Origin of the sequence: Pseudomonas saudimassiliensis (assembly GCF_000939975.1) — a bacterium.
In the GTDB taxonomy this organism is placed as follows: Bacteria; Pseudomonadota; Gammaproteobacteria; order Pseudomonadales; family Pseudomonadaceae; genus Halopseudomonas; species Halopseudomonas saudimassiliensis.
This window is the reverse complement of the sequence record NZ_LK391969.1, coordinates 2,137,125-2,152,633: the sequence shown is the minus strand read 5'-3', so window position 1 is coordinate 2,152,633 and position 15,509 is coordinate 2,137,125. Positions and strand designations below refer to the sequence as shown.

At 62.5% G+C, this 15,509-nt stretch carries 13 protein-coding genes and 2 pseudogenes; 10 read left to right on the top strand and 5 right to left on the bottom strand.

Annotated features, from left to right (window positions below):
• Window positions 1–308: 308 nt before the first annotated feature.
• From VG99_RS09970 to arfB, 6 genes are all read left to right on the top strand, one after another.
• Window positions 309–707, top strand: coding sequence for an energy transducer TonB (locus VG99_RS09970; protein WP_044499689.1), 399 nt, complete (start codon window positions 309–311; stop codon window positions 705–707).
• A gap of 25 nt (window positions 708–732) precedes the next feature.
• A complete protein-coding gene (locus VG99_RS09965) occupies window positions 733–3,309 on the top strand; it encodes an ankyrin repeat domain-containing protein (RefSeq protein ID WP_158023910.1) in 2,577 nt (858 codons plus the stop codon).
• Between the two features lie 58 nt (window positions 3,310–3,367).
• On the top strand, window positions 3,368–4,906 hold the full coding sequence (locus tag VG99_RS09960; RefSeq protein ID WP_076939745.1) for a phospholipase D family protein: 1,539 nt from the start codon (window positions 3,368–3,370) through the stop codon (window positions 4,904–4,906).
• 71 nt (window positions 4,907–4,977) lie between these two features.
• A complete protein-coding gene (locus VG99_RS09955; RefSeq protein ID WP_044499681.1) occupies window positions 4,978–5,973 on the top strand; it encodes an Lnb N-terminal periplasmic domain-containing protein in 996 nt (331 codons plus the stop codon).
• A gap of 76 nt (window positions 5,974–6,049) precedes the next feature.
• Entirely contained in the window at window positions 6,050–6,769 is a 720-nt protein-coding gene (locus VG99_RS09950) for a glutamine amidotransferase-related protein (RefSeq protein WP_044499680.1), read from the top strand.
• 83 nt (window positions 6,770–6,852) lie between these two features.
• Window positions 6,853–7,266 carry an alternative ribosome rescue aminoacyl-tRNA hydrolase ArfB gene (gene arfB, locus VG99_RS09945; protein ID WP_044499679.1) on the top strand — a complete coding sequence of 138 codons (414 nt, stop codon included), beginning with the start codon at window positions 6,853–6,855 and terminating at the stop codon, window positions 7,264–7,266.
• A 4-nt stretch (window positions 7,267–7,270) separates the two neighbouring features.
• On the opposite strand, the gene VG99_RS09940 is transcribed toward arfB, so the two are convergent.
• Window positions 7,271–8,128 (bottom strand): PA4780 family RIO1-like protein kinase, encoded by an 858-nt coding sequence (locus tag VG99_RS09940; protein WP_044499678.1) that lies wholly within the window; start codon window positions 8,126–8,128, stop codon window positions 7,271–7,273.
• Window positions 8,129–8,209: 81 nt separating this feature from the next.
• Window positions 8,210–9,427 carry a serine hydrolase domain-containing protein gene (locus VG99_RS09935; RefSeq protein ID WP_044499675.1) on the bottom strand — a complete coding sequence of 406 codons (1,218 nt, stop codon included), beginning with the start codon at window positions 9,425–9,427 and terminating at the stop codon, window positions 8,210–8,212.
• 169 nt (window positions 9,428–9,596) lie between these two features.
• Between VG99_RS09935 and VG99_RS09930 the strand changes: the two genes are divergently transcribed.
• Window positions 9,597–9,971 (top strand): YkgJ family cysteine cluster protein, encoded by a 375-nt coding sequence (locus tag VG99_RS09930; RefSeq protein WP_044499673.1) that lies wholly within the window; start codon window positions 9,597–9,599, stop codon window positions 9,969–9,971.
• A 100-nt stretch (window positions 9,972–10,071) separates the two neighbouring features.
• Here VG99_RS09930 and VG99_RS09925 read toward each other — a convergent pair whose 3' ends face one another.
• Window positions 10,072–11,736: an electron transfer flavoprotein-ubiquinone oxidoreductase gene (locus VG99_RS09925; protein ID WP_044499671.1), complete on the bottom strand. Its 1,665-nt coding sequence runs from the start codon at window positions 11,734–11,736 to the stop codon at window positions 10,072–10,074.
• A 308-nt stretch (window positions 11,737–12,044) separates the two neighbouring features.
• On the opposite strand from VG99_RS09925, the pseudogene VG99_RS16220 reads away from it, so the two are divergent.
• Window positions 12,045–12,227 (top strand): annotated as a pseudogene (locus VG99_RS16220) (electron transfer flavoprotein subunit beta/FixA family protein); the annotation flags it as partial.
• Window positions 12,201–12,350: pseudogene (locus VG99_RS16215) on the top strand (electron transfer flavoprotein subunit alpha/FixB family protein); the annotation flags it as partial. The pseudogenes VG99_RS16220 and VG99_RS16215, both read left to right, overlap by 27 nt.
• 83 nt (window positions 12,351–12,433) lie before the next feature.
• Here VG99_RS16215 and lpxH read toward each other — a convergent pair.
• A complete protein-coding gene (gene lpxH / locus VG99_RS09915) occupies window positions 12,434–13,159 on the bottom strand; it encodes a UDP-2,3-diacylglucosamine diphosphatase (RefSeq protein ID WP_044499668.1) in 726 nt (241 codons plus the stop codon).
• A 9-nt stretch (window positions 13,160–13,168) separates the two neighbouring features.
• Complete coding sequence (locus tag VG99_RS09910) at window positions 13,169–13,663, bottom strand: peptidylprolyl isomerase (protein WP_044499666.1); 495 nt, start codon at window positions 13,661–13,663, stop codon at window positions 13,169–13,171.
• A gap of 178 nt (window positions 13,664–13,841) precedes the next feature.
• On the opposite strand from VG99_RS09910, the gene VG99_RS09905 reads away from it, so the two are divergent.
• Entirely contained in the window at window positions 13,842–15,509 is a 1,668-nt protein-coding gene (locus tag VG99_RS09905; RefSeq protein WP_044499664.1) for a glutamine--tRNA ligase/YqeY domain fusion protein, read from the top strand.

The window sequence follows — 15,509 nt, the reverse complement described above, 5'->3', positions numbered from 1 at the left end:
TACCCGCGCGTCTGGATCATGCGCCTGGCAGTCATCGCGCTGTCGGTGCTGCTGCATGGGGCGCTGCTGGGCTGGCTGCTGACGCTGCGTACCAGCCAGACGGTAACGCCGCAGGCTCAGGTGGTGGCCGTGGAGCTGGTTGAATTGCCGCCTCCCGCCCCCGAACCCGAACCGGAGCCCGAACCGGAGCCCGAACCAGAGCCAGAGCCAGAACCAGAACCAGAACCAGAACCCGAGCCTGAACCGGCACCCGCGCCACCACCGCGTCCCGCGCCGCCGAACGCCCGGCACCGCCTGCCGGCCCGCCGGTGCATACCTTTGGCGCCAATCAGGAGTGGGCAGCCCCCGCGCCAACCACCGCGCCGGACCCAACAGCGGTACGCGGCCGGCCGGTCCCCTCGGCCTATGCCGACACGGTCAAGAACCGGGTCACCGCCCAACTGAAGCGGCCGGAAGGGTCGGTATACAAGCCGCCGCCGGGTTACAAGGGCGACCCCAATGATTTCAAGCGCCAGTGCTACATCCCTTATGAAATCACCGTGGATGCCAACGGTCGCGTGCTCAGTTACGAGATCGACCGGTGTGGCGACGAGCTGCTGGATGCGGCCGCGGAGCGGGCGGTGCGTGGCGCCGGGCCCTTCCCACCGCCGCCCAACCAGGGAGCCGAGAAATATGTCATCTACGGCACTGCCATCTTCATCAACTGACATCGTTGCAGGAAAGGACATCACCATGGCAGGAACAATGCTTCGCCCGGTTGCGCTGATCGCCGCTGTTCTATTAACCGCGTGCGCCGCACCGGTGCCACCGAAACCGCCTATCGACAAGACGCCCAAGGCGCCGTCAACCCTGGTGCAGACCCGGGCCAGCTTCGATTGCACGGGGGCGCTGCCGGCAGTGCACCGGCAAATCTGCACCGACGATCAACTGGCCCGGCTGGACAAGGAGCTGGTCGCGCGACAGCACCAGTTGCAGCAGGAGCTGGACCCAGTGGGCAGCCTGCTGCTGGCCGCCAATCACCGGCGCTGGCTGTTGAGCCGGGCCGAGCAGTGTGATCTGGTGGACGGGGAGCCGAGCGCGCAGGGCCGGGCCTGCCTGGTCTCGTTGTATCAACAACGGCTGCAGGCTCTGCAGACCTGGGCGCAGCCGGCTCCCGTGGCACCGGGCGGGGTACATGCTATGGCCAGCTATGCGGAGTTCCGACTGGCGGATAACCGCAGTCCGGGGCTATGTGAGCAAACCGGCGGCCAGCTGAACCAGGAGCTACGCCGCCACGGCTTGCCATCCCCCGCGGGTCTGGCCGGGATAACCCTGTTGGCCGGTAGTCATGGCCCGGCAGCGGAAACCGAGGTCGACGGTCAGCGGGTCCGGGTGGAGCTGTACAACGCCGGGCTGTATGCCGGGTATCAGACCCGGGCCCGGGGGCTCAGCGTCAATGGTCAGCCGTTACTCGACGACGCAACGCTGCCCCACTGGGTCGCGGAGCAACCGAATTATGGCGGCCGGGCCCATGCGGCCTCGTCCCAGACCGGCGATTATGGCGCCATTGATGTCTACCGCCGCGACGGGCGTACCTATGTGCTGGTCAATGAAACCTGGGGGTTCTACTCGCCCGCAGCGCGGGGTGAATCGGCCTACGCCGGTCTGTATCAACTGGAAGCCGGTAGCCTGCGCCCGCTGTGCCTGTACCAGACCTACCTGACGCCCCCGCGTACCAACACCCTGGCGGGGCTGGCGAGCTATGCCCGCTTGCAGAGTGAACTGGACGGGATCGCCGGCCCGCCACTGCCGGTGATGGCCCAGCATGAGCGGCGGGACAGCTTCCAGGCCTGGAAGGAGTGGCAATGGACGCTGCTCAACTTGCCCTTGCTGGGCGTCGATGCCCGCGCCCGGTATGGTCGCGACGGGGCGCTTCAGCAGCGCCATGACCAGGCTCTGGAAACCCTGTTTGATTGGTCCGAGCGCAACATCACCAACAAGCAGATCTATCGCCGGGTAATGCCGATGTTGCAGCCGGCCTGGCAGGAGCTGCAACAACTGTTCTCCGGGCAGGGGCTCACGGCGGCGGAGGCGCGTTCCGCTGCCGACCTGCTGTTGCACGAAACCCTGGCGCGGGCGATGGAAAGCCTCGCGGCACCAGCCGAGCCGGTAGCCCTGCCGCTATCGCCCCATGCCCGCTATCAGCCCCGTTACGCCTTCGCACCGGCCCCCGGCGAGCTCGAACGCGGCCGCCAGTTCGCCACCCTGCATAGCGTCCTGCTGAATAACGCACCGGCGCCGGTGGTCCGGGATTTCATCGCTTACGAAACCAATACCCTGGGCGAGCAACGCGGGCGCGGTGCCGATCAGAGCCCGGCGACCATGGCCGCCGTGTTGCGCCCGGACAATCTCCAATTGTTGCTGGAAGCGGGCTTCGACCCGGACCAGAGCAATGCCTGGGGCAAGACCGCGCTCATGAGCGCGGCTGAGCAGAACCAGCCCGCAAGCGTGCAGCGGCTGCTGGAGCGGGGCGCCAATGTGCACCAGGCCACCCGTATGCTCACCGGGGTCGGCGTCGGTGGACCGGAGCGGCGACAGGCCCAACAGGGGCGGCAGACCGCGCTGTTACTGGCGGCGGGCAACGCCGGCACGGAGGTGATTGCTGCCCTGCTGCAGGCCGGGGCCGCGCGCCAGGCGTGGGATGGCTATGATCGAGAAGTCTGCCAGGCGCTGCAGGGTAACCCGCAATTGAGCCCCGCGCAGCGAACCGAGCTGCAAGGAAGCCTGTGCGGCACCTACGCCCAGCTACCGGCCGCAGAGCGGGCCCGGGTGGATGTGCGCAAGGGTGACACCCTGGTGCACCAGGCAGCAGGACACGAGTACCGCATCAGCTTGCGCGAGCGCCCGGCCATGATGTTGTTCAGCCGTCCGCTGGCGACCACTGCGACCGACCTGGACCAGCGTCTGCGCCCGATGGCCGTGAAGATCGGCACCGCTGCCGTGCGTCGCGGCGGTATGAGCCTGACCGGCCCGCTGACCCTGCTTATTCCCGACCTGACCGGCACCGATGCCACGTCGCTGAAGATGCATGTCGGCTTCCCAGTGTCGAGCAATGGCGGGCACGTGGCCGGCTACGCTCTGCTGCAGCAGCCGCCGGCCAAGGTGCTGAGTGTGATGTTCGACACCCAGCGCAACGATGCCGCCGGTACCTGGCAGGCGCTCTATGCCGCCGCGCAGGCGCAGGGACTGACGCCAAGCAGTCAGGGCTATGTGGTATTGCATACCCGTGGCATGCGGGCGACAGAGTACCAACTGGTAGTGACCGATTAACGCTCAAGCCAACCGGCTGCTAGAATGGGCGCTGTCCCAGTGAGCATGGCGGAGCAGGGTGAAGACACGTAGATGGAAGGCGGTATGGTTGACCTGCGCACTGGTGATCTTGGCCGGGTGTGCCAGCTCATTGCCGGAGCAGAGCCAGCCGCCGAGCTTTGCCAGGGCGCCGGACCCTGACTCGGAAATCGGCCGATATGTCCGTGATCACCAGCCGGAGCGCAGTGCCGGGCTGTCCGGTTTCAGCCTGGTGCAGACCGGCACCGACGCGCTCGCCGCCCGCCTGGCGATGATCGACCGGGCCGAGCACAGCCTCGATCTGCAGTATTATATCTACCGCGGCGATGTCACCGGCGGCCTCATCGCCGAGCGCCTGCTCGATGCGGCCGACCGGGGCGTGCGGGTGCGGTTGTTACTGGATGACATCGGCAGCGGCCTGCGGGACTTCGACGTCGCCACGCTCAATCACCACCCGCACATCCAGGTGCGACTGTTCAATCCCGTTACCCTGCGCGGCAAGGTGCTGAAATACTTCAGCAAGATTGGCGAGTTCGGCCGTATCAATTACCGCATGCACAACAAGTTGATGATCGTGGACAGCCAGATGTTCATCACCGGCGGGCGCAACATCGGTGACGAATACTTTTCCCTCAGTGCGCGGGACTTCCAGGATATCGACATTCTCGGCATGGGGCGGATCAGCCAAGACGTGGCGCGCAGTTTCGATGCCTACTGGAACGCCAACGAGTCGGTGCCGGTGGAGCGCATGTTCCGCCATACCGGGGCCGAGGCCATTGCCAGGCTGCGCGCCAAGCTGGAGACGCACCGGGCAAACCACTCCGGTGGTGATTACCTGCAGGCCGTGGCCAGTTCCCCCTTCACCCGCGCCCTGCAGGACGACCGGATCGAGTGGCACTGGGGCACCGCCGAGTGGCTGAGCGACCCGCCCACCAAGGCGGACCCGGCCCACGCCACCAATCAGGTCCCTATCCTGGCGCGCAAGCTGGCCAATCATGCCCGTGAAAGTCAGGACGAGCTGCTGTTGATGTCTGCCTATTTCATTCCCGGCACCAGTGGCCAGGTGTTCCTGCTGGACCTGGTGGAGCATGGGGTGGCGGTCGAGGTGCTGACCAATTCCCTGGCGACCACCGATGTGCTGGCCGTGCACAGTGGCTACGCCAGTTACCGCAAACCGCTGCTCGATGGCGGTGTGCGTATCTGGGAGCTGCGTGCCCAGGCCGGTCAACGGGAGCGGACCAGCACTTTCCTCGGCGAGTCCCAGGCCAGCCTGCACGCCAAGGCCTTTGTCTTCGATCGGCAGAAGGTCTTCGTCGGCTCGGTGAATCTCGATCCGCGCTCGATCGTGCTCAATACCGAGGCCGGGGTGCTGGTTCACCAGCCGGAGCTCGCCAATGAACTGGTTGGACTGTTCCGGCACTGGACATCCGATGAGTTCGCCTTCGAACTGCAGCTGGATGATGGCGCGCTGCGCTGGGAAGCCGCCGGGGAATCCTGGGATCGGGAGCCCCATGCCAGCCGGTTTCGGCGGACAGCTGCCTGGTTCCTCGGCTGGCTGCCGATCGAGGGGCAGCTTTAGGCCTGCCCCCGGCTATCCCTGTTTCCATCCTTTGACGTAGGATGGGCCGATATTTTTCTCGCGGGCCGCACATGCTTCGATCCATTCTCCTGACCCTGGTCAGTCTGGTCATGATCCTCAGCAGCGTCTGGGCAGTGCTGGCGCTGTGGTTCCAGGCGCCGGGCGGCATGCTCGGCCGCGTCGGGCTCGGTGGTCTCTGGCTACTCTGTCTGCTGGCGCTGCTGTACTGGCTCTGGCTGGGCGGCAGCTGGTGGCAGAGTCTGCTGGTGTACCTGGCCATGGGCATTGTGCTGGCGGTGTGGTGGGGCAGCATCGAGCCGAGCAACCAGCGGAACTGGGCAGACGATCTGGAATACATCACCACTGGCGAAATCGACGGCCGGCAGGTCAGGTTGCACCACGTGCGCAACTTCGACTGGCGTACCCAGCAGGACTATGATGTGCGCTGGGAAACCCGTGACTACGATCTGGCGCGCCTGCGCTCGGTGGACATGATCACCTCCAACTGGGGGTTGGCGCCCATTTCCCACGTGCTGGTGTCCTTCGGCTTCGATGGCGGCGAGCATGTGGCGTTTTCCGTGGAGATCCGCCGCGAGCAACACGAAAGGTTTTCCGAACTGGGCGGGTTTTTCAAACAGTTCGAGTTGAGCATCATCGCTGCCGATGAGCGCGACATCGTGCGGGTGCGCAGCAACGTGCGCAACGAGGAGCTGGAGCTGTACCGGATCAACCTCAGCCCGACCGACGCGCGGGAGCTGTTCCGTTCCTTCGTGGTGCAGGCCAACCGGCTAGCCGAGCACCCTCGCTTCTACCATACGGTGACCGGCAACTGCACCACCATCGTGTACTCGATGATGAAAAAGATCGTCCACGGGCTACCCCTCGACTACCGGCTGCTGCTGACCGGCTACCTGCCGGCCTATGTGCACGAGGTGGGTGGCATGTTGCCGGGGCGTTCCCTTGCGGAACTCCAGCACCATGGCAACATTACCGAGCGGGCAAGGGCGGCGGATGACGACCCGGCGTTCTCGACGCGTATCCGCCAGCGCGTACCGGGTTGGGACTAGGGGGTATGGCGCTCCGCTGGCATGCCCATTGCAAATGTTCTGCGCCGCCAGGAATGTTCAGTCAGCGAGGTGAGATGTGAGAATCGGGATTCTGCAATGTGACGATGTAGTGACCAGCCTGCAGCCGCTGTACGGCAACTATCCGCAGATGTTCGCCGAGCAGTTGCGCGCGCAGTTGCCGGAGTGTGAGCTGCCGGTCTACCGGGTGCTGGATGGCGAGCTGCCTGGCAGTCACGACGAGTGTGATGCCTGGCTGATCACTGGGAGCAGGTTCGGTGTCAATGATGGGCTGCCCTGGATTGATGCACTGTGCGGTTTCGTGCGCACCCTGTGGGAGCACCAGCGTCCATTGATCGGCATCTGTTTCGGTCACCAGCTGATGGCCCGGGCGCTGGGCGGGACCGTGCGGCAATCGGAGCGGGGATGGGGCGTTGGCCTGTCCTTCAACCAGGTGATCGAACGCAAGGACTGGATGCAGCCCTTCCAGGCCCATCTTGATCTACTGGTCAGTCACCAGGACCAGGTCGTGATCCTGCCGCCCCAGGCCCAGGTGTTGGCCAGCAGCGAGTTCTGTCCCTACTACCTGATCCAGTACGGGGACTGCTTTCTCAGCGTCCAGGGCCACCCGGAATTCTGCAAGGATTATTGCCGGGATTTGATGAATCTGCGCGAGGGTGTGCTGCCACCAGCGCGTTTGCGGGCCGGAAGGGCTTCCCTCAGTGCCGACGCTGACAGCAACTTGATGATGGCCTGGATTGTCCGGTTCCTGCAGATGGCGCCCAGGTCCGCTAGCTGAGCCGTCCCCAACAGACCCATGGCAGACCGGCTCGCCCAAGTGCTGTACCCTTGTAGGCATCTGAGGCGCAGTGGGAGGAAGGAGTGGTCAGACTATCGGCAACGGTCGAGCTGGATGAGAACGAACTGGAGATTACGGCGATCCGGTCCCAGGGCGCGGGTGGGCAGAACGTCAACAAGGTTTCCAGTGCGATCCATCTGCGCTTTGACGTGCAGGCCTCCAGCCTGCCGGACTTCTACAAGGAGCGCTTGCTGCAGTACCGCGACGCACGCATCAGCAAGGACGGCGTGGTGGTGATCAAGGCCCAGCAATACCGGACCCAGGAAAAGAACCGCGAAGATGCGATCGCCCGGCTGGTCGAGCTGATCCAGGCGGCCACCGTGGTGGAAAAGACCCGCCGTCCCACCCGACCGACCCGGGCTTCGCAGAAGCGGCGGGTAGACAGTAAAACCCAGCGCGGCAAGATCAAATCCCTGCGCGGGCGAGTGGACGACTGATTGCTCAGTCGTCCTGCTCGTTCTGCATCAGCCGTTCCCGGCGCTCCTGCTCTTCGGCCATGACCGCCTTGATCTCCTGTACCACCGCATCGACGTCCGCCGCTTCCTGGTCATCCTCGAATTCACCGGTGAGCAGCGTCTCCGGGAGCAACTCGCCGGCTTCATACAGCGACCACATCTCGTCGGCGTAGCGGGTGTTCAGCAGGGCGGGGGCATATTGGCCGTAGTAGGCGGTCATGTTGGCAACATCCCGGCGCAACATGCTCAGGGCGTTGTTGTTGGCAGCCGCATCGACGGCCTGGGGCAGGTCGATGATGACCGGGCCCCAGCTGTCCACCAGCACGTTGAACTCCGACAGGTCGCCATGCACCAGGCCGACGCAGAGCATGCGCTTGACGTACTCCATGACTACGGCATGGTCTTCCTCGGCCTGCTCGGCGGACATCGAGACATCGTTCAGCCGCGGCGCCACCAGGCCCTGGTCATCGGTAACCAGCTCCATCAGCAGTACGCCATCGAAGCACCCATAGGGCTGGGGTACCCGCACGCCGGCGGCGGCCAGGCGGTAAAGTGCATCCACCTCGGCATTCTGCCAGGCGCTCTCCTGCTGCTCGCGGCCAAAGCGCGAACCTTTCTCCATGGCCCGGGCGCGGCGACTGCTGCGCACCTTGCGGCCTTCCTGATACAGCACCGCCTGCTTGAAGCTGCGCTTGTCTGCCTCCTTGTACACCTTGGCGCAGCGGATCTCGTTACCGCAGCGAACGACATAGACGGCAGCTTCCTTGCCGCTCATCAAGGGCCGAATGACTTCGTCGACAAGTCCGTCGTCGACCAGTGGCTGAATGCGTGGGGGTATTTTCATAGCGCCCTTATACCCTGAATTGCATCACTTTATAATCCCGGGGCACGCTAAAAATCATGTTGCATCCGTTAGGTCTGCGCTTCAATCGACCAGTGCGGCATACACCAGCGCGCGTAATTCCTGCCGAATCAGGTAGCTGGAGGAGGGAATCAGTTGGGTCATGAACACCACCAGCAGATCCTCGACCGGATCGATGAAAAAGGTCGTACCGGCCATGCCACCCCAGCCGTACTCGCCCACCGAGCCGATGGTCTGGGACTTGGCGATATCCGTCTTCACCGCAAACCCGAGGCCGAATCCCGAGCCATCGTAGGGCGTCTCGCTGAAGCCGCCGATGGAGATGCTCGGCAGGTCCACGCCATTGGGCAGGTGGTTCAGGCGCATGAATTCCAGGGTCTTGCGACCGATGATGCGGGCGCCGTCCAGCTCTCCACCATTGGCCAGCGCCTGGGCGAAGCGGTAGTAGTCGCCCAGGCTGGAGATCAGCCCGCCGCCGCCAGACAGGTAGCCGTGGCGCCGGGTGAAATGGGAAGTCTGCGGGTCGTCCTGCAGGCTGAACGTGTCACCCGACTCGTACTGATAGCAGGCGGCAAAGCGCGACAGCTTGTCTGCCGGTACGGTGAAGAAGGTGTCCTGCATGCCCAGCGGGTGAAGAATGTGCACATTGAAATAGTCATCCAGCGGCATGCCGGACAGTACCTGCACCAGATACCCGCACACGTCGGTAGCCAGGGAATAGTTCCAGGCGCTGCCGGGGGAGAACTCCAGCGGCAGGCGCGACAGCTCGTCGATCAGCTCCTCCAGAGTCAGGCCGGAATGACCATCGAGCTTGAGTTGACGGTAGGCGGCATCGACGTTGGTACGGCAGGAAAAGCCGTAGCTCAGGCCGGCCTGGTGACTGAGCAGGTCGCGGATGGTCATCGCACGGGCCGGTGGCTTGGTCACGAAGTTGGGGTGCACACCTGATTGGTAGACCTGCAGGTTGCGCCAGGAGGGAATGTATTTGTGCACCGGATCATCGAGCAGGAAGCGGCCCTGTTCATAGAGCTGCATCAGTGCAATGGAGGTAATGGGCTTGGTCATCGAATAGATACGGAACAGGGTGTCGCGGGTGGCAGGAACACCGCGTTCCACGTCCATCAGCCCCTGGGCCTGTTGCCACACGACCTGGCCCCGTCGCGCCACCAGGGTGGCGGTGCAGGGGAGCTTTCCGGGTTTGAGATAGTTGTTGTCGAGGTGATCGGCGATGCGATCGAGTTGGTGCAGGTCCATACCGGCGAGAAGGGAAGAATCTGACATCGGGATATCCATGCAATCGGCAAATGTTCCCGAATAGTAGCCCGAAAGGCCGGCGAGGGGCAGGGCGCATGGCGGGACTGGGACGAGTTATTTTTTCTTTCCCCTCTTGCGCACCAGAGGGCGACAGGCGTAAAAAATCGCACCCGAATCGAATGAGGAATGCGATGAAATGAGCGACTCCCCCTGCCTGAATTGCGGCGCCTGCTGTGTCACCTTCAGGGTGTCCTTTTACTGGGGCGAAACCGATGAAGTAGCCGGTGGCCTGGTACCGCAACGTCTGACCGAGCAGGTGACACCTCACCTCAGTTGCATGCAGGGCACCAATCAACCCTCACCGCGTTGCGTGGCACTGCTGGGGGAGGTAGGGGAGGGAGTGCGCTGCAGCATTTACGAAAAACGCTCGAGCACCTGTCGCGAGTTTCCCTTCCACGGGGAAAATGGCCAGGACAGCCCCGAGTGCCAGCGGGCCCGGGCGCTGCACGGCCTGCCACCGCTGCCCTCGAATCCGCGAGGCCCGGGGCTGGTGCCCACCGTCGCGGCCTGACGGCGCAGCAACACTCTATTCCTGGCATGAAAAAAAGCCCCGACAGATCACTCTGCCGGGGCTTTTTGGCTGCGCCTGAACCAGACGCAGTCAGCGGACATTACATATTGGGATAGTTCGGTCCGCCAGTACCTTCCGGAGCCACCCAGTTGATGTTCTGGGCCGGGTCCTTGATGTCGCAGGTCTTGCAGTGTACGCAGTTCTGGGCGTTGATCTGGAAGCGCTTGCTGCCATCGTCGTTGCTCACCACCTCGTACACGCCGGCCGGGCAATAGCGCTGCGCAGGCTCGTCATACAGCGGCAGGTTCTGCTCGATCGGAATGCTCGGGTCCTTGAGCCGGAGGTGGACCGGCTGGTCTTCCTCGTGGTTGGTGTTGGACAGGAACACCGACGACAGCTTGTCGAAGCTGAGGACGCCATCCGGCTTGGGATAGGCGATCTTCTTGGCTTCGGAAGCCTTCTTCAAGGTGGCGTGATCCGGCGTGGTGTCATGCAGCGTGAAGGGGATCTTGCCGCCGAACCAGTTCTGGTCGATGTAGTTGAACGCACCGCCGAACAGCGCACCATATTTGTGGATCGCCGGGCCGAAGTTGCGCGAGCGGAACAGCTCGTCATACAGCCAGCTGGCCTTGAAGCCATCGACATAGCCGGTCAGTTCATCACCACCTTCGCGGCCGGCCTTGAGTGCTTCCACCACAGCGTCGGCGGCAAGCATGCCGGACTTCATGGCGGTGTGGCTGCCCTTGATCTTGGAGAAGTTCAGGGTGCCCAGGTCGCAACCGATCAGGGCACCGCCGGGGAAGACCATCTTCGGCAGGGAGTTCAGACCGCCCTTGCAGATGGCGCGGGCGCCATAGGAGACGCGCTTGCCGCCTTCCAGGTACTGCTTGATTACCGGGTGATGCTTGTAGCGCTGGAATTCGTCGAAGGGCGACAGATGCGGGTTGCTGTATGACAGATCCACGATCAGACCCACCACAACCTGGTTGTTCTCGATGTGATAAAGGAAGGAGCCACCGGTGTTTTCGTTGCCGGTGATATCCATCGGCCAACCGGCGGTGTGCACGACCAGGCCTTGTTCGTGCTTGGCAGGATCGACGTCCCAGATTTCCTTGATGCCAATGCCGTAGTGCTGGGCATCCGCGTCGGACGCCAGGTTGTAACGCTTGATCAGCTGCTTGCCGATGTGACCGCGGCAACCTTCAGCGAACAGGGTGTACTTGGCGCGCAACTCCATACCGGGGGTATAGAAGCCTTCCTTCGGGTTACCTTCGCGGTCAACACCCAAATCGCCGGTGAGGATGCCGCGAACGATGCCGTTCTCATCGATCAGCGCTTCCTGGGCAGCGAAGCCCGGATACACTTCGACACCCAGGTTCTCGGCCTGCTGGGCCAGCCAGCGGCACAGGTTACCCAGGGAGATAATATAGTTGCCTTCGTTGTGCATGGTCTTCGGCACGAGGAGATCAGGCAGCTTGGTGGACTTCTCTTCGCTGGTCAGCATATAGATGTCATCACGCTTGACCGGGGTGTTCAGCGGAGCGCCCAGCTCTTTCCAGTCGGGAAACAGCTCTTCCAATGCACGGGGTTCGAACACCGCGCCGGACAGAATATGTGCGCCCACTTCGGAGCCTTTTTCCACGACGCAGACGCTGATCTCCTGACCAGCGTCAGTTGCTTGCTGTTTGATGCGGCAGGCGGCAGACAGACCGGCAGGGCCTGCTCCCACGATGACGACATCGAATTCCATGAATTCGCGTTCCACTATTTTTATCTCCTAACTCTTCGGCCGAATCGAAAAATCGCTTTATATTGAGATCTTCCGTGAATGCATAGCGGCGCATTATAGCAATCGCGCCTCGTCACACCAGTGTAAAGATGTAAAGCCCGGGCATTTTCAATACGACTTTGGCTGCATGGCTATTGACCCACCCGCATACCCTCGGCATGATAAGGGGCTTTACGAAATTCGTCATTCAGTCTTTTCGTGACTATATTCGATGGTGTGGTCACTTTTCAAGCCAGGCTTTTGCCTGCAATTACGCGACAACTACGCGGAAGAATGAGGTAACCATGAAGGTACTAGTAGCGGTTAAGCGGGTCGTTGACTACAACGTCAAGGTTCGCGTCAAGGCGGACAACAGCGGTGTCGACCTCGCCAACGTCAAGATGTCCATGAACCCCTTCTGCGAAATCGCCGTGGAAGAGGCCGTACGCCTGAAAGAGAAAGGTGCGATCCAGCACCTGGCAGGTATGAAGGATTCCAAGGTCATTGTTGCCATCAACAAGGACGAGGAAGCCCCGATCTTCCAGGTAGCGGATTATGGCCTGGTGGGTGACCTGTTTGAGCTGGTGCCGGAGTTGGCGAGTAAGGTTTAAAAGCAGCTGGAAGCTGGAAGCTGGAAGCGAAACCCCTGGTTCGAGAGAGCTGGGGGTTTTGTTTTTTGGGGAAAGAGGGCAGCTCAGCCCAACTCGAAACGCCCCAGCCGATAGCCGTCCTCATCCACCTCCAGCGCCCAGCCATTGCTGTCCCAATCCCCCAGCACAATCCGCTGTACGGGTTTGCCATCAACCTCCAGCTGATGCACCGCAGGGCGGTGGGTGTGGCCGTGGATGAGGGTGGATGTCCCATGCTCGCGCATTACCTTGAGTACCTCGTCGTGGTTGACGTCGGTGATCTCCAGCGCCTTGTAACGGGTGCGCTCCTGGCTTTCGTTACGCAGTTTGCGGCCGAGGCGGTGGCGGGTTTTCAAGGGGAGGTGGCGGAGGATGAACAGGCTCAGCGGGTTGCGGAGCCAGCGGCGTAGGCGAAGGTAATCGGTATCATCGGTGCACAGGCTGTCGCCGTGCATGAGCAGTACCGGTTCGCCATTGATCTCGATGACCGTGGGGTCGTTCAACAGGGTGCAGCCGGAGCGGCGGCAGAAGTCCCTGCCGATGAGGAAGTCGCGGTTACCGTGCATCAGGTAGATCGCCACGCCCCGGTGGGACAGGGCCAGCAGGGCGCTGCTGATCTGGTCGGCCAGCGGGTCGGGATTATCATCGCCCAGCCAGACTTCGAAGAAGTCCCCGAGGATATACAGGGCATCGGCGGCGACCGCACGGGTTTGCAGAAGATGAAGAAACGCCCGGGTGATATCCGGGCGTTGTGCTTCCAGATGCAGATCCGATATGAACAGATAGCGCATCTGAGGGTGTTACTCGACCAGTTCGGCGCGCTCGATGATCACGTCTTCAGCGGGAACGTCCTGGTGGCCGGAGCGGCTGGTGGTGCGCACGCCCTTGATCTTCTCGACCACGTCCATGCCTTCGCTGACCTTACCGAAAACGGCGTAGCCCCAGCCCTGGGAGGTGGGGGCGGTGTGGTTCAGGAAGCTGTTGTCTGCCACGTTGATGAAGAACTGGGCGCTGGCCGAGTGCGGGTCCATGGTGCGGGCCATGGCCACGGTGCCGACCGCGTTGCCGACGCCATTGTTGGCTTCGTTCTCGATCGGTGCGCGGGTGTCCTTCTGCTTCATGCCCGGCTCGAAACCGCCGCCCTGGATCATGAAGTTGCCGATGACGCGGTGGAAGATGGTGTTGTCGTAATGACCATCGCGCACGTACTGCTTGAAGTTCTCGACGGTTTTCGGCGCCTTGTCAGCGAACAGTTCAAGGGTGATAACGCCAAAGTTGGTATGCAGTTTGACCATGCGGTTGATCCTCGGAGTGATTGGAATAAAGGTGCCATGCTATCAGCTGGGGCGGATTCAGGCATCAGCTTGTTTAGGGTATGATAGGCGTCTTTTGGCCGGACGGATCCCGACCATCCATCCGCTGATCAATAGCCTAATGCCCAAGGCATTGCCCGACACGAGTCCTGAATCACATATGAACAAACCGGAATCCACGCCCCCAGCCCACTTTCTGCGCCAGATCGTTCAGGCCGACCTGCAAAGCGGCAAGCACTCCCAGATCGTCACGCGCTTTCCGCCGGAGCCCAATGGCTACCTGCACATCGGGCACGCCAAGTCGATCTGTCTGAACTTCGGGCTGGCACAGGAATTCGGTGGGGTCTGTCACCTGCGGTTTGACGACACCAACCCGGCCAAGGAAGAGCAGGAATACATCGACGCCATCAAGGCGGACGTACAGTGGCTGGGTTTCCAGTGGCACGGTGACGTGCGCTACGCCTCCGACTATTTCGACCAGCTCCATGCCTGGGCCATCGAGCTGATCAAGGCCGGCAAGGCCTATGTCTGTGACCTGACGCCGGAACAGGCGCGGGAATACCGCGGCAATCTGACCGAACCGGGCAAGAACAGCCCCTTCCGCGACCGCAGCGTCGAGGAAAACCTCGACCTGTTTGCCCGCATGACCGCCGGCGAGTTTCCCGATGGTGCCAAGGCGCTGCGGGCAAAGATCGACATGGCTGCGCCGAACATGAACCTGCGCGACCCGATTCTGTACCGCATCCGCCACGCCCATCACCATCAGACCGGTGACAAGTGGTGCATTTACCCCAGCTATGATTTCACCCATGGCCAGTCGGATGCCATCGAGGGGATCAGTCATTCGATCTGTACGCTGGAGTTCGAGGATCACCGGCCGCTGTACGAATGGTTCCTGGAGAATCTGCCGGTGCCGGCCCGGCCGCGCCAGTACGAATTTGCCCGACTGAACCTGAACTACACCGTCACCAGCAAGCGCAAGCTCAAACTGCTGGTCGATGAAGGTCATGTGGATGGGTGGGACGACCCGCGCCTATCCACCCTGAGCGCCTTCCGTCGCCGTGGTTATACCCCCGCGTCGATCCGCGAGTTCTGCGAACGCATTGGCGTGACCCGCTCGGATGCGGTGGTCGACATGGGCATGCTCGAGTTCTGCATCCGGGACGACCTGGACAACAACGCGTCGCGGGCCATGTGCGTGCTGCGCCCGCTCAAGGTCACCATTACCAACTACCCGGAAGGGCAGGTCGAGAACCTGACGCTGCCGCGCCATCCCAAGCAGGATATGGGTAACCGGACGCTGCCGTTCAGCCGCGAGCTCTACATTGACCAGGACGACTACATGGTCGATCCGCCCAAGGGCTACAAGCGCCTGGTGCCCGGCGGTGAAGTGCGCCTGCGCGGCAGCTACGTGATCCGTGCCGACGAGGCGGTCACCGACGCTGAAGGCAACATCATCGAGCTGCTGTGCTCCTACGACCCGGACACCCTGGGCAAGAATCCCGAAGGGCGCAAGGTCAAGGGTGTGATCCACTGGGTGCCGGCGGCAGAAAGCGTCGAGTGTGAAGTGCGGCTGTACGATCGCCTGTTCAAGACCCCGAACCCGGACAAGGGCGAGGAGGGCGCAACCTTCCTGGACAATATCAACCCGGACTCCCTGGTCGTGCTCAAGGGCTGCCGCGCCGAGCCATCGCTGGCCACGGCCACGCCCGAGGAGCGTTTCCAGTTTGAGCGCGAAGGCTACTTCTGCGCCGACAGCAAGGATTCGCGCCCGAACCACCTGGTATTCAACCGCACCGTCACGCTGCGTGATTCCTGGGGGCAATAA